10 protein-coding genes and 4 tRNA genes are annotated in these 14,345 nt (G+C 63.0%); 10 read left to right on the forward strand and 4 right to left on the reverse strand.

The annotated features are described in order from the left end of the window. Positions 1-52 precede the first annotated feature (52 nt). The 8 genes from AC07SU_RS24320 (at position 53) to AC07SU_RS24355 (ending at position 11,679) form a co-directional block, all read left to right on the forward strand. Positions 53-1,864 (forward strand): di-heme-cytochrome C peroxidase, encoded by a 1,812-nt coding sequence (locus AC07SU_RS24320; protein ID WP_494998465.1) that lies wholly within the window; start codon positions 53-55, stop codon positions 1,862-1,864. Next, on the forward strand, positions 1,861-3,024 hold the full coding sequence (locus AC07SU_RS24325; RefSeq protein ID WP_494998466.1) for a catalase family protein: 1,164 nt from the start codon (positions 1,861-1,863) through the stop codon (positions 3,022-3,024). Before AC07SU_RS24320 ends, AC07SU_RS24325 begins: the two co-directional genes overlap by 4 nt. A gap of 541 nt (positions 3,025-3,565) precedes the next feature. Then, entirely contained in the window at positions 3,566-3,664 is a 99-nt protein-coding gene (kdpF, locus tag AC07SU_RS24330; RefSeq protein ID WP_176996432.1) for a K(+)-transporting ATPase subunit F, read from the forward strand. A 107-nt stretch (positions 3,665-3,771) separates the two neighbouring features. Further along, positions 3,772-5,478 (forward strand): potassium-transporting ATPase subunit KdpA, encoded by a 1,707-nt coding sequence (kdpA, locus tag AC07SU_RS24335; RefSeq protein ID WP_494998467.1) that lies wholly within the window; start codon positions 3,772-3,774, stop codon positions 5,476-5,478. Positions 5,479-5,488: 10 nt separating this feature from the next. Beyond that, positions 5,489-6,136, forward strand: a complete 648-nt coding sequence (gene kdpC, locus AC07SU_RS24340; RefSeq protein WP_494998468.1) for a potassium-transporting ATPase subunit KdpC — start codon at positions 5,489-5,491, stop codon at positions 6,134-6,136. A gap of 12 nt (positions 6,137-6,148) precedes the next feature. Further along, positions 6,149-8,218: a potassium-transporting ATPase subunit KdpB gene (kdpB, locus tag AC07SU_RS24345; RefSeq protein WP_176996435.1), complete on the forward strand. Its 2,070-nt coding sequence runs from the start codon at positions 6,149-6,151 to the stop codon at positions 8,216-8,218. A gap of 114 nt (positions 8,219-8,332) precedes the next feature. Next, positions 8,333-10,990 (forward strand): DUF4118 domain-containing protein, encoded by a 2,658-nt coding sequence (locus tag AC07SU_RS24350; protein WP_494998469.1) that lies wholly within the window; start codon positions 8,333-8,335, stop codon positions 10,988-10,990. After that, the gene (locus AC07SU_RS24355) at positions 10,987-11,679 is read left to right on the forward strand and encodes a response regulator (RefSeq protein ID WP_494998470.1); all 693 of its coding nucleotides are present in this window, start codon (positions 10,987-10,989) and stop codon (positions 11,677-11,679) included. The genes AC07SU_RS24350 and AC07SU_RS24355 overlap by 4 nt, the downstream gene beginning before the upstream one ends. 85 nt (positions 11,680-11,764) lie before the next feature. Here AC07SU_RS24355 and AC07SU_RS24360 read toward each other — a convergent pair. From AC07SU_RS24360 to AC07SU_RS24375, 4 genes are all read right to left on the reverse strand, one after another. Further along, positions 11,765-11,841, reverse strand: a tRNA-Asp gene (locus tag AC07SU_RS24360). Positions 11,842-11,860: 19 nt separating this feature from the next. Further along, a tRNA-Val gene (locus AC07SU_RS24365) sits at positions 11,861-11,936 on the reverse strand. Positions 11,937-12,112: 176 nt separating this feature from the next. After that, positions 12,113-12,189: transfer RNA gene (locus AC07SU_RS24370), tRNA-Asp, on the reverse strand. 19 nt (positions 12,190-12,208) lie between these two features. After that, positions 12,209-12,284, reverse strand: a tRNA-Val gene (locus tag AC07SU_RS24375). A gap of 159 nt (positions 12,285-12,443) precedes the next feature. Between AC07SU_RS24375 and rdgC the strand changes: the two genes are divergently transcribed. Both rdgC and AC07SU_RS24385 read left to right on the forward strand, forming a co-directional pair. After that, the gene (gene rdgC, locus AC07SU_RS24380; RefSeq protein ID WP_005786703.1) at positions 12,444-13,364 is read left to right on the forward strand and encodes a recombination-associated protein RdgC; all 921 of its coding nucleotides are present in this window, start codon (positions 12,444-12,446) and stop codon (positions 13,362-13,364) included. A 24-nt stretch (positions 13,365-13,388) separates the two neighbouring features. After that, positions 13,389-14,330 (forward strand): bile acid:sodium symporter family protein, encoded by a 942-nt coding sequence (locus AC07SU_RS24385; RefSeq protein WP_494998471.1) that lies wholly within the window; start codon positions 13,389-13,391, stop codon positions 14,328-14,330. Positions 14,331-14,345 lie beyond the last annotated feature (15 nt).

The following is a 14,345-nucleotide window of genomic DNA, read 5'->3' on the forward strand; positions in this document are numbered from 1 at the left end:
CACCTGTGACGTGATGGCATAACAACGCTACAACTCGACAAGGATAGTTATCTTGCGCATTTTTTCCCGTGTTTTACTCCTGATATTTGCCCTGCTCGGCATCGCCCTGGCCGTGGTGCTCTATTACACCGTGAACCCCAAACTCCCGGACTACATGCCCGTGGAGCAGGTGCACTACCAGGATCAATGGAGTGCCGCCGACCGTCAGACCTACTACTTCACGCCCCAGGGCACCCAGGTAAAAGGCCTGCATTACGATTGGTTCACGGCCCTCGAACTGCCATTTTCGGACGCGCGTTTTGCCACGCCGGAGTACCTCGCACGCTTCGGTTTCCTGGTGGACCCCAAACAGGTTCCCACCTCGCAAAACCCCGGCAACCTGCCCGTCGGGTTCGCCCGTCATCAGAATGCCGGCAGCAACGTCGAGTACCTGGACATCACCTGCGCCGCCTGCCATACCGGTGAATTGCATTTCAAAGGCCAGGCCCTGCGCATCGACGGCGGCTCGGCCCAGCACGTGCTGCCCTCCAGCGTACCGACCCTGCGCGGCGGCAGCTTCGGCCAGGCCCTTGTCGCCAGCCTCGCTGCCACCTACTACAACCCGTGGAAGTTCGAGCGTTTTGCGCGCACCGTGCTCGGCACACATTACGACGATGACAGCAAAAAACAGCTGCGCCAGGACTTCAAGCAGTCGCTGAACCAGTTCCTCAAGGTTGCCTGGAACGACACCCATCGCGGCCTCTACCCCACCGAAGAAGGCCCGGGCCGTACCGACGCGTTTGGCCGCATCGCCAACGCCAGCTTCGGCGACGCCATTTCCCCGGACAACTACCGTGTCGCCAACGCGCCAGTGGACTACCCGCATTTGTGGGACATCTGGACCTTCGACTGGGTGCAATGGAACGGCTCGGCCCAGCAGCCCATGGCGCGCAATATCGGCGAAGCCCTTGGCGTGGGGGCCACGCTGCAGTTCTTCGACGGCGCCGGTCAACCGCTGCAAGGCGATGCGCGTTACCCCTCCAGCGTTAGGGTACGTGACCTCAACCTGATCGAAGAAACCCTGCAACGCCTCAAGCCACCGACCTGGCCCGAAGACTTGTTCGGTGCCATCGACAAGCCGCTGGCCGCCCAGGGCCGCGCCCTGTTCGCCGAGAACTGCGCCGGCTGCCACGTGCCCAGCGTCACCCAGGAAAATGGCCGTCCGGTGCAGCAACTGAAAATGCTGCCCGTGGACTACATCGGCACCGACCCCGGCACTGCCAGCAACATCGCCGACCAACGCTATGACCTCAGCGCGTTGCAGTGGGACCCGGCCGAATTGGCCAAGCTCAATGTCGAACTGCACCCCACCCCGACCGAGCCGCTGGACCTGAAAAAAATGTCGGTGGCCAAGGGCCTGGCCTACGTCACCGCCTTCGTCGAAGACCACGCCTACCGCGCCGCCGGCGTAACGCCAGCCGAACGCCCACGCCTGGACGGCTACGGCCTGCCCATCGGCGTGCGTGAACTGCGCGCCTATAAGGCTCGCCCGCTGGCCGGTGTCTGGGCGACCCCGCCGTTCCTGCACAACGGTTCGGTGCCGACGATCTACCAATTGCTCTCGCCTCAGGACGAGCGCAGCACCACGTTCTATAAAGGCACCTTCGACTACGACCCGCGCCACCTGGGCTTCCAGACCGACGCGTTCAAGAACGCCTTCCTGTTCGACACCAAAATCACCGGCAACCACAACAGCGGCCATGAATTCCGCGCCGGCCAACGGGGCAACGGCGTCATCGGCCGTGGCCTGCTACCGCAGGAGCGCTGGGCGCTGCTGGAATACCTCAAAGTGCTGGGCGGCCCGCTGGAGCAACAACTGCCATGATTATCCGATCGCAATACAACGAACGCTCCCTGCTCGCCCGCCTCTGGCTGCGCCTGGGCCGGTTTCTCGGCAAGACCATTCTGTGGCTGGTCGGCCTCGGGCTGCTCGGCTGGCTGGCTGCCACGACCTGGTTTGCCTGGCAACACAGCGGCCCGGTGTCGCCCAACGAGCAGATCCCGGCGGGTGAAGCGGCGATGACCCAGGGCATCATCCAGACCGCCGTACGCATCGTCGACCAGCACCGCGAAGGCACGCGCTACCTGCGCGACGCCCACGCCAAGGCCCACGGTTGCGTGAAGGCTGAAGTCAGCGTACTGGCAAACCTCGACCCCGCATTGCGCCAGGGTGTGTTCGCCGAGCCCGGCAAGACCTGGCAAGCGATGATGCGGCTGTCCAACGGCAACGCCTACCCGCAGTTCGACAGCATCCGCGATGCGCGGGGCATGGCGATCAAGCTGCTCGATGTACCGGGCAAACAGCTGATGGCCGACCAGCAAGCGCGCACGGAGCAGGACTTCGTGATGTTCAGCCACCCGAACTTCTTTGTCAGTGACGTGGCGGAGTACGCGCAAAACATCGGCGCCCAGGCCAACGGCAAGAAGGTCCTGGCGTTCTTCCCCAAACTTGATCCACGCAGCTGGCAGGTGCGGCACCTGTTCATCGCCCTGGCCACACTGGCACCCGCGCCGGCCAGCCCGACGCAGACCACGTACTTTTCGGTTTCGCCCTACAAGTTCGGCACGGCCAATGCCAAGTTCCGTGTCGCGCCCGACCCGCAAAGCTGCCCGGAATACGTGCTGCCCAAACAGAACCAGGACCTGCCGAACTTCCTGCGCAGCGCCCTGAATCAACAGCTCTCCACCGACCGCGTTCCGGCCTGTTTCGTGTTGCAGATCCAGCGCCAGAACCCGCAGAAATTCATGCCGATCGAAGACACCAGCATCGAATGGAAGGAAAGCGACGCGGCGTATGAAACCGTGGCCAAGGTAAAGATCCCGCCGCAGGATTTTGATACGCCAGCGCTGAACCTCGCGTGCGACAACCAGTCGTTCAACCCCTGGTTCGGGGTGGAGGCCCATCGCCCAATCGGCGGGATCAACCGCTTGCGCAAAGCGGTCTACGAAGCGATCAGCGACTACCGCCACAGCCGCAACCTGTAGGAGCCGGCTTGCCGGCGATGACGGTCAGCCAGACATGAACCTGTTGGCTGATACACCGCCATCGCTGGCAAGCCAGCTCCTACAAGGGCCATCCGCGCTCATCGCGTAAAGAATGCGTATAGATCGCCCCACTCGCATAACGATTACGTCGTCGCTATTGAGCCACTAAGCCTGCGCACTCTACCGTCACTTCCTACCCCCAACACCCGTAGGAAGTCATCGTGGAAAGTTCAACTTTAGGCATGGTCGTCCTGACAATGATTGCGCTCTTTGGCACCGCCGCGTTCTGCTTCGAGCACCTCGCCACGCGCGCCGACAAGAAAAAGAAGAGCAAGTAAGCGGGCCAGTCACATCCGCGCAACCCCAGACTTCAAAGGGATACCCCGGCAACGGGCTATCCCTTGTTTGCGTGTGCCCGCCGAACACACGCCTATATACCGTCTTAATGCCGCACCGGGTAATGAGTGCCCGAGCTTGATACGCCAGCCCTTAACCTCCCCGCGTCCGCAGTTGCGGCTTATTCATTCAGGGGAGTTACACCGTGCTCACACTTACCTTCATCTATATCGCCAGTGGCCTGAGTGCCGTCGGGCTGTTCGTTTATTTGGGCTATGCCCTTATTCGCGCCGAAAAGTTCTAGGGAGCCTGCCATGTACGACGTGATGTTTATGGGCCTCTCCCTGGTGTTTTTTGTTGCGACTGCCCTGGCCATTGTCGCCATGGGCAAGATTTGAACGGAGCCACGACATGCTAAGCACTTTGCTGGAATTTACGCTGGTCCTGGGGTTGATGACCGGGCTCGCCGTGTTGATGGGCCAGTGGCTGACCCGGGTGTTCACCGGCACCCGCCACGCCCTGCCGGAACGCTGTACTTATCGCCTGCTGGGCATCGACCCACAGGCCGGCATGGGCTGGGCCCGCTATGGCGCGGCGTTGCTGTTGTCGAATGCCGCCATGATGCTGCTGGGCTACCTGGTGCTGCGCTTGCAGGCCGTCATGCCGATCAACCCACTGGGCCTGGCCGCCCAGACGCCGGACCTGGCGTTCAACACCGCCGCGTCCTTTATCACCAACACCAACTGGCAGGCGTACTCGGGTGAAACCAGCCTGTCGAACTTCAGCCAGATGGCGGTGATCACCTTCCTGATGTTCGTCGGCGCCACCTCCGGCGTGGTCGCCGCTGCCGGTTTCATTCGCGGCCTTAGCCGCTCAAGTTCGGCGGATATCGGCAACTTCTGGGTCGACTTCACCCGCACGCTCTACCGCGTGATGCTGCCACTGTGCGTGGCGATGGCGTTGGTTTACGTGTGGCAAGGCATGCCGCAGACCTTTGCCTCGCAAGCCCTCGCCACCACCCTGGAAGGCGCGCAGCAACAGTTGATTGTGGGGGCGGTGGCCAGCTTTGAGTCGATCAAGCACATCGGCACCAACGGCGGCGGCTTCTTCAGCATGAACGCCGCCCACCCGTTCGAAAACCCCACGCCTTTGACCAACGTCCTGCACATCCTCAGCATGCTGCTAATTCCATCGGCACTGACCTACACCTTCGGCAGCATGCTGCTGCAACGCCGCCAGGGCTGGGTGTTCTTCGGCACCTTCCTGGTGATGTTCATCGGCTTTCTCGCGCTGGTGTACGGCGCTGAACAAGCCGGCAACCCGTTGCTGACCCAGGCCGGCGCAGACCAGACGCTGTCCATCGAACAGAGCGGCGGCAACATGGAGGGCAAGGAGCTGCGCTTCGGTATCGCCGACAGCAGCCTGTTCATTGCCACCACCACTGCCGCAACCACCGGCTCGGTCAACGCCATGCATGACTCGCTGACGCCCATGGGCGGCTTCGTGCCCCTGGCGCAGATGATGCTCAACTGTGTGTTCGGCGGTGACGGTGTGGGCTTTATCAACCTGATCCAGTACGCGCTGCTCACGGTGTTTTTGGTCGGCATGATGATCGGCCGCAGCCCGGAATTCCTCGGCAAGAAAATCGAGGCCCGTGAGATCAAGCTGGTGATGCTGTCGGTGCTCGCCCACCCCATCAGCATCCTTGGTTTCACCGCCCTCGCCGCCCTGTGGCCGGACACGATGGCCAGCCTCAACAACCTCGGCCCCCATGGGTTCAGCGAGGTGCTCTACGCCTACACCTCCGGCACCGCCAACAACGGTTCGGCGTTTGCCGGGCTGAACGCCAACACGCCGTTTTTCAACACCACCATTGGCCTGGCGATGTTGATCGGGCGCTTCTTCACCATGCTGCCGATGCTGGCCGTAGCCGGCTCCCTGGCGATGAAAAAAACCGTACCTGCCGGCGCCGGCACCATCCCCACTGCCACCCCGCTGTTCATGTTGCTGGTGGTGTTCGTGGTGCTGGTGGTCGGCGGCCTGACCTTCTTGCCTGCGCTCGCGCTTGGCCCGCTGGTGGAGCAATTGCAACTGCTCTCCGGCCAGACGTACAACTGAGGACACGCAGATGACCACTCAATCGATTTTCAAAGGCCTGCTGCGTCCAGTGCTGGTGTCGGCAGTGTTTTTCATGCTGCTGACCGGCCTGGCGTACCCCGCCTTCACCACGCTGGCTGCACAACTGTTATTCCCGCTACAGGCCAATGGCTCGCTGATCGAACGCGATGGCCAGGTGATCGGCTCCGCGCTGATCGGCCAACCGTTCACACAACCTGAGTACTTCCAGGGGCGCCCGAGCATGACCCTCGGTGCCGACCCGCAAGACCCGAGCAAGAGCATCTCGCAGCCTTATAACGCAGGCTCGAGCGGCGCCAGCAACCTCGGCCCGACCAGCCAGAAACTGGTTGACCAGGTGACCGCACGCGCCCAGGCCTATCGCCAGGCCAACGCCCTCGCCGCCGATGCGCCAGTGCCGGTCGACGCCGTGACCGCTTCAGCCTCGGGCCTGGACCCGCACATCTCGGTGGCCAACGCACACCTGCAACTGGCCCGGGTAGCCCGCCTGCGGCACATCCCGGAAGCCGAACTGCTGCAACTGCTCGACGACCACACCCATGCGCGCACCTTCGGTTTGCTCGGCGAACCGCGGGTGAATGTGCTGCAACTCAACCTGGCGCTGGACGCCCGTCAGCCCGCCATTGCGGTCAGTGAGTAAGGGATCACCTTTATGAAAAATGCTCGTCTACCCCTGTTTGACCGGCGCATCGTGCTTACGGCCGGCGTCGATGCCCTGAAGAAACTGTTGCCCCAGGCCCAATGGAAAAACCCGGTGATGTTCGTGGTGTACCTGGGCAGCCTGCTCACCACGTTGCTGTGGTTCCAGTCCCTGGGGGGCCAGGGTGAAGCGCCCAGCGGTTTTATCCTCAGCATCACCTTGTGGCTGTGGTTCACCGTGCTGTTCGCCAACTTCGCCGAAGCCCTGGCCGAAGGTCGCAGCCGCGCCCAGGCCGCCAGCCTGCGCGGCATGAAGCGCCAGACCCTTGCCAAATTGCTGCAAAAACCCCAACACGGCGGCGCGTGGTTGCCTCTGGAAGCCAGCCAACTGCGCAAGGACAACGTGGTGTTGGTCGAAGCCGGCGACCTGGTGCCGCTGGACGGCGTGGTGATCGAGGGCGTGGCGTCGGTGGATGAAAGCGCGATCACCGGCGAATCGGCACCGGTGATTCGCGAGGCCGGTGGCGACTTTTCCTCGGTTACCGGCGGCACGCGGGTGCTGTCGGATTGGCTGGTGGTGCGCATCAGCGTCAACCCGGGCGAATCGTTCCTTGATCGCATGATCAGCATGGTGGAATCGGCCAAGCGCCAGAAAACCCCGAATGAAGTCGCCCTGACGATTTTGCTGGTGGGTTTGACACTGCTGTTCCTGCTGGTGATCGCCACGCTGAGCCCCTACTCGATCTTCGCGGTGGCCATGAGCGGCAGCGGCAGCGTGATCAGCGCCACGGTGCTGGTCGCGCTGCTGGTGTGCCTGATCCCCACCACCATCGGCGGCCTGCTCTCGGCCATCGGTGTGGCCGGGATGAGCCGGATGATGTCGGCCAATGTCATCGCCACCTCAGGCCGCGCCGTGGAGGCTGCGGGTGATGTGGACGTGCTACTGCTGGACAAGACCGGCACCATCACCCTGGGCAATCGCCAGGCCAGCCGCTTTCTGCCGGCGCCCGGCGTGAAGGAGGCTGACCTTGCCGACGCCGCGCAGTTGGCGTCCCTGGCCGACGAAACCCCGGAAGGCCGCAGCATCGTGGTCCTGGCCAAACAGAAATTCGACATCCGCGCCCGTGACATCAACGCCCTCGGCGCCAGCTTTGTGCACTTCACCGCGCAAACCCGCATGAGCGGCGTGGACCTGCCCGAAGGCCGGGCCATTCGCAAAGGCGCAGCCGATGCAATCCGCAGCCATATCGAGGCGTTGGGTGGTAGCTTTCCCGCCGCCTTGCAGGCAAAAGTCGATGAAGTCTCGCGGCGTGGCAGCACACCGCTGGTGGTCAGCGACGGTGCCCAGGCACTGGGCGTGGTGGAACTCAAGGACGTGGTCAAGGGCGGTATCAAGGAACGTTTCGCCGAGCTACGTCGCATGGGTATCAAGACCGTGATGATCACCGGTGACAACCGCCTCACCGCCGCCGCCATTGCGGTGGAGGCCGGTGTGGATGACTTCCTTGCCGAAGCCCGGCCCGAAGACAAGCTGCAACTGATCCGCGACTACCAGGCCCAGGGCAAGCTGGTGGCGATGACCGGCGACGGCACCAACGACGCACCGGCACTGGCCCAGGCGGACGTCGCGGTGGCGATGAACAGCGGCACCCAGGCCGCCAAAGAGGCCGGCAACATGGTCGACCTCGACAGCAACCCGACCAAGCTGATTGAAGTGGTCGAGGTGGGCAAACAGATGCTGATGACCCGTGGCGCCCTCACCACCTTCAGCGTGGCGAACGACGTGGCGAAGTATTTCGCGATCATCCCGGCCGCGTTTGTCGCGACCTACCCGCAGCTTGGCGCCTTGAACGTGATGCACCTCGCCAGCCCCAACTCGGCGATTCTCAGCGCGGTGATTTTCAACGCGCTGATCATCGTCGCGTTGATTCCCCTGGCCTTGCGCGGCGTGACATACCGGGCGATTGGCGCGGCGGCGTTGCTCAATCGCAACCTGCTGATCTACGGCCTGGGCGGCGTACTGGTGCCGTTTGCCGGGATCAAGCTGATTGACCTGCTGCTGACCGGGTTGGGCCTGGTGTAACCCCTCGGCTTGCCGGCGATGGCGTCTTTGAAAACGCCCCCCCCCCCCCCCCCCCCCCCCCCCCCCCCCCCCCCACCCCGGGCTCCTACAAGGAATTTTGGATGGATTCAAAAAATGATTAACAGGCTCTACGTGCCACCCGACGAACGCCCCGACCCCGACGCCCTGCTCGCTCGGATCCAGAGGGAAGAACACGCCGCCTTGCGCGGCAAATTGCGTATCTACTTCGGCTCCAACGCTGGGGTAGGCAAGACCTGCGCCATGCTCGCGGCGGCGCAACGTGAGGTCGGCCTGGGTCGTGACCTGCTGGCAGGCGTGGTCGAAACCCATGGGCGCACAGACACCGCCGCGCTGCTCGAGGGCCTGGAGCAACTGCCCCGCGCCGCCGTGTCTCACCGCGACTATGCGCTGACTGAATTTGATCTGGATGCGGCACTGCACAGGCACCCTGCCGTGGTGCTGGTGGACGAGTTGGCCCACAGCAATGCGCCGGGCTCACGCCACCCTAAACGCTGGCAAGACGTCGAAGAACTGCTCAGTGCCGGCATCGATGTGTGGACCACCCTCAACGTCCAGCACCTGGAAAGTTTGAATGACCTGGTGAGCGGGATCATTGGCATCCGCGTGCGCGAGACCGTGCCTGACCATGTGTTCGATAACGCCCACGACGTGGTGGTGATCGACCTGCCACCCGACGACCTGTTGCAACGCCTCAAGGATGGCAAGGTGTACCTGGGGGCCCAGGCTGAGCGCGCCTCGCAACACTTTTTCCGCAAGGGCAATTTGCTCGCCCTGCGCGAGTTGGCACTGCGGCGCACGGCCGATCGCGTCGACACGCAGATGCGCGTGTACCGCCGCGAACGGGCGATCACCCACCTGTGGCCGGCCCGCGAGCGGCTGCTGGTGGGCGTGGCGGGTGATGCGGGCGATGAGCGCCTGGTGCGTGAGGCGGCACGCCTGGCACAGAAGCTGGAAGCGGACTGGATCGCGGTGCATGTCGCCACGCACCAGGGGCGCGGCGCCAAACGTTACCTGGCCGCCATGAAAACCCTGGCGCTGGCAGCTGAGCTGGGAGCCGACACCGCCACACTGCCCGGCATGGACGTGGCCGAAGCCCTGGCCGCCTGTGCCCGTGAGCACAATGCCAATCGCCTGGTGCTGGGCCATCATCCGCGTCGGGTGTGGCGAGTGTGGCATCAGTCGGTGAGTGACCGGATCAGCCGGCACCACCGGCAAATCGATCAGATCGTGATCGCCCACGGGCTGCTGCCGGCCAAGCCTGCAGTGGTCGAGAAGGTAGCCCCCGCAGCGGGCACTCGGTTGGCGTACCTGTGGGCCAGTCTGGCGTGTTTTGCCGCCAGCGCCGTCGCCGCCTTGTTGCTGCAGGTGTTCGACCTGGCCAACGTGGTCATGCTGTTTTTACTCACGGTGGTGCTGGTGGCCCTGCGTTTCGGGCGTGGCCCCGGCGTGTGGGCGGCGATGCTGGCGGTGCTGTGTTTCGACTTCTTTTTCGTGCAGCCGCGCTACTCATTCACCGTCAATGACACCCAGTATTTCTTCACGTTTGCGCTGATGCTGGGCATCGCCCTGATCACCGGGCAGCTCACCGCCCGCCTGCGCCATGAAGCACGCACCGCCGCCGCCCGCGAACGGCGCGCCACCTCTTTGGCCCGCCTGGCCCGCGACCTGTCGGCGGCGCTGACCGTGGAGCAGATCAGCGAAGTGGCCCTGCGCACCTTCAGCGGCGTGTTCGAGGCGCGGGTCGGCCTGGCGTTGCCGGACGCCGCCGATGGCGTGCACAGCGTGGGCGGCCTGCCGATGGACGAGAGCATCGCCCAATGGAGCTACGACCACGGTAAGGCCGCCGGCCAGGGCACCGACACCCTGTCGGCGGCCAAAGGTTGCTACTGGCCGCTCAAGGCACCGATGCGTGTGCGCGGTGTGTTGGTGCTGGAATTGGCCCAAAGCGAGCGCCTGAGTGATCCCCAGGAACGCCACCTGCTGGAAGCCTGCATGAGCCAACTGGCGATCGCGCTGGAGCGTGTGCATTTTGTCGAAGTGGCGCAAAGCACCCTGGTGCAGATGGAAGGCGAGAAGATGCGCAACACCTTGCTCGCTGCGATCTCCCATGACCTGCGCACGCCGCTGACCACCTTGATCGGCGCCGCCGACACCGCCCTGCCCCACGCGCCGCCCGGGCCGCTGACCGCGTTGCTGCACGGCATTCACGAACAGGCCACGTCGATGCAACGGCTGATCGAAAACCTGTTGGACATGGCGCACCTGCAGGAGCACGGCGTGCGCCTGAATCGCCAGTGGCATTCGTTGGAAGAAATCGTCGGCAGCGCCCTGCGCCAGTTGCGCGAACCCTTGGCGCGACACTCGGTGAACACCGCCCTTGAGGCGCCATTGCCGCTGGTGGAAGTCGATGCGCTGATGCTTGAGCGGGTGCTGGTCAACCTGCTCGACAACGCCGCCAAGTACACCCCGGCGGGCACGCGCATTACCGTCGCCGCGCACTGCATCTCGGGCAGCCTCACGCTGGAGGTCAGCGACACCGGCCCGGGCGCGGCACCGGCCAACCTGTTCGAGCCCTTCGCGCGCGGCCAGCAGGAATCTTCCGTCACAGGCATCGGCCTGGGCCTGGCGCTGGCCAAGCGCATCGTCGAAGCCCACGGCGGCCGCATCGACGCCAACCCCGGCGAAGTGTGTGGCATGCACTTCATCATCACCCTTCCGGCGGGCACCCCGCCGTCCATGGACGCCCTATGAGCACTGCACGCATTTTGATTGTTGAGGACGAGGCCAATATCCGCCGCTTCGTCGGGATTGCCCTGCAAGATGAGGGCTTTCACGTGTTCGAGGCCGACAGCGTCAAGCGCGCGCTGATACACGCCGCCAGCCGTCAGCCGGACCTGGTGATCGTCGACCTGGGCCTGCCGGACGGCGATGGCAAACAGCTGATCAGCGAGTTGCGTGGCTGGTTGGCAGTGCCGATCCTGGTGCTCTCGGCCCGCGATCGCGAAGAGGAAAAAGTCGCTGCCCTGGACGCCGGCGCCGATGACTACTTGACCAAGCCTTTCGGGGTGCCCGAGTTGCTCGCACGCATCCGCGCACAACTGCGCCGGCATGGGCAAACCGGGACGGTGACGGCCACCAGTAAGGTGGCGTTTGGCGACATTGAAGTCGACCTGGCCACCCATGAGGTGTGGCGCCAAACACAACCGGTGCACCTCACGCCCATCGAATACCGCCTGCTCTGCGCGATGATTCGCGGCCAGAGCCGGGTACTCACACATCGCCAGTTATTGCTGGAGGTGTGGGGCCTGGACTACGTGGACCGCGCCCATTACTTGCGGGTACACATGGCGCATCTGCGGCAAAAGCTGGAAGCAGACCCCACACAGCCGCAGCATTTCATCACGGAACTGCAGGTGGGTTACCGCTTGATGGGGCTGTAGACAAAAAATCCGGGCAAAAAGAAGCCCGCTCAATGAGCGGGCTTCTTGTGGCAACCTGGCGTTCAGTGTTCCAGGTTGCCGAATATGGCGCAGCGGACGGGACTCGAACCCGCGACCCCCGGCGTGACAGGCCGGTATTCTAACCGACTGAACTACCGCTGCGCGTAACACTTAAAACGAATGGTGGGTGATGACGGGATCGAACCGCCGACATTCTGCTTGTAAGGCAGACGCTCTCCCAGCTGAGCTAATCACCCTTCGTTTCGGTGTGGGCGCATCATACACCAAAAAATCGTAATGTCTTGATTTAAATGCAATTTATTTAAAAAAAGTTTAAATCGCGATTTTTTGCCATATTTCGGACAAAGAAAAGCCCGCGATTAAGCGGGCTTTCTGTGGTGACCTGGCGTTCAGTGTTCCAGGTTACCGAATATGGCGCAGCGGACGGGACTCGAACCCGCGACCCCCGGCGTGACAGGCCGGTATTCTAACCGACTGAACTACCGCTGCGCGTAACACTTGAAACGAATGGTGGGTGATGACGGGATCGAACCGCCGACATTCTGCTTGTAAGGCAGACGCTCTCCCAGCTGAGCTAATCACCCTTCGCTTCGGTGTGGCGCGCATTCTACGGAGCGACCTTGGGTCTGGCAAGCACTTTCTTAAATCTTTTTTTTGAGCCCTTCCAATGGCTTAGGCAGGGTTGGCCTGAGGCGCTATCAAGAGAATAATGCCCTCCTTTGTATAAAGGAGAGACTCACCCCATGTGGTTCAAGAACCTGCTTATCTATCGCCTGACCCAAGATCTGCCTGTTGATGCCGAGGCGTTGGAAGCGGCCATGGCCACCAAGCTGGCGCGCCCCTGTGCCAGCCAGGAGTTGACCACTTACGGTTTCGTCGCGCCGTTTGGTAAAGGTGAAGACGCTCCCCTGGTTCACGTCAGCGGTGACTTCCTGCTGATCGCCGCCCGCAAGGAAGAACGTATCCTGCCGGGTAGTGTGGTGCGTGACGCACTCAAAGAGAAAGTCGAAGAGATCGAGGCCGAGCAGATGCGCAAGGTCTATAAGAAGGAACGCGACCAGATCAAGGATGAGATCATCCAGGCCTTCCTGCCGCGCGCCTTTATCCGTCGTTCGTCGACCTTCGCCGCCATCGCGCCGAAACAGGGCCTGATCCTGGTGAACTCGGCCAGCCCCAAGCGCGCCGAAGACCTGCTGTCGACCTTGCGTGAAGTGATCGGCACCCTGCCGGTTCGCCCACTCACCGTCAAAACCGCGCCAACCGCGATCATGACCGACTGGGTCACCACCCAGAAGCCGGCCGATGATTTCTTCGTCCTCGACGAATGCGAACTGCGCGACACCCACGAAGACGGCGGCATCGTGCGCTGCAAGCGCCAGGACCTGACCGGCGAAGAGATCCAACTGCACCTGACCACCGGCAAGGTCGTGACCCAGCTGTCTTTGGCGTGGCAGGACAAACTGTCCTTCATGCTCGACGACAAAATGACCGTCAAGCGCCTGAAGTTCGAAGACCTGCTGCAAGACCAGGCCGAACAGGACGGCGGCGACGAAGCCCTGGGCCAGTTGGATGCGAGCTTTACCCTGATGATGCTGACGTTCGGCGATTTCCTGCCGGCGCTGGTTGAAGCACTCGGCGGTGAAGAAACACCACAGGGCATCTGACGCCCTCTCTTTGTAGGAGCCGGCTTGAGCCGCTTCGTCGGCAACACCTTCGCCTACTGGGTGTTGATCTTTGCCGTGCTGGCGTTCCTCGAACCGGGCTGGTTCATCGGCCTCAAAGGCGCCATCGTGCCGCTGCTGGGCCTGGTGATGTTCGGCATGGGGCTGACCCTCAAACTCGAAGACTTCGCCGAGGTCGCCCGCCACCCGTGGCGCGTGGCCCTGGGCGTGGTTGCCCACTTCGTGATCATGCCCGGTGTGGCCTGGTTGCTGTGCCAGGCCTTCCACCTGCCGCCGGAAATTGCCGTCGGTGTGATCCTGGTCGGTTGCTGCCCAAGCGGCACCTCCTCCAACGTAATGACCTGGCTGGCCCGGGGTGACCTGGCGCTGTCGGTGGCCATCGCCGCCGTCACCACCCTCCTCGCCCCGCTGCTGACACCCGCACTGATCTGGCTGCTGGCCTCGGCCTGGCTGCCTGTTTCGTTCATGGAGCTGTTCTGGTCGATCCTGCAAGTCGTGTTGCTGCCCATCGTGCTCGGCGTACTGTCGCAACGGTTGCTCGGCGAACGTGTACGCCATGCGGTGGAGGTCTTGCCGCTGGTGTCGGTGGTGAGCATCGTGATCATCGTCGCGGCCGTGGTTGCCGCCAGCCAGGCGAAGATTGCCGAGTCGGGTCTGTTGATCATGGCGGTGGTGATGCTGCACAACAGCTTTGGCTACCTGCTGGGTTATTTCACCGGCCGCCTGTTCGGTTTGCCATTGGCACAGCGCAAGTCGTTGGCGCTGGAAGTGGGCATGCAAAACTCCGGGCTGGGTGCTGCCTTGGCCAGCGCGCATTTTTCGCCATTGGCGGCGGTGCCGAGTGCACTGTTCAGCGTCTGGCACAACATTTCCGGAGCGTTGCTCTCGACCTACTTCCGCCGCATGAGCGAAAAGGAAGACCGCAGCGCACTGGAAACCACGCCGTAAACTTGATCGCCCGAT

Source organism: Pseudomonas sp. GW821-FHT05H12 (assembly GCF_059419385.1).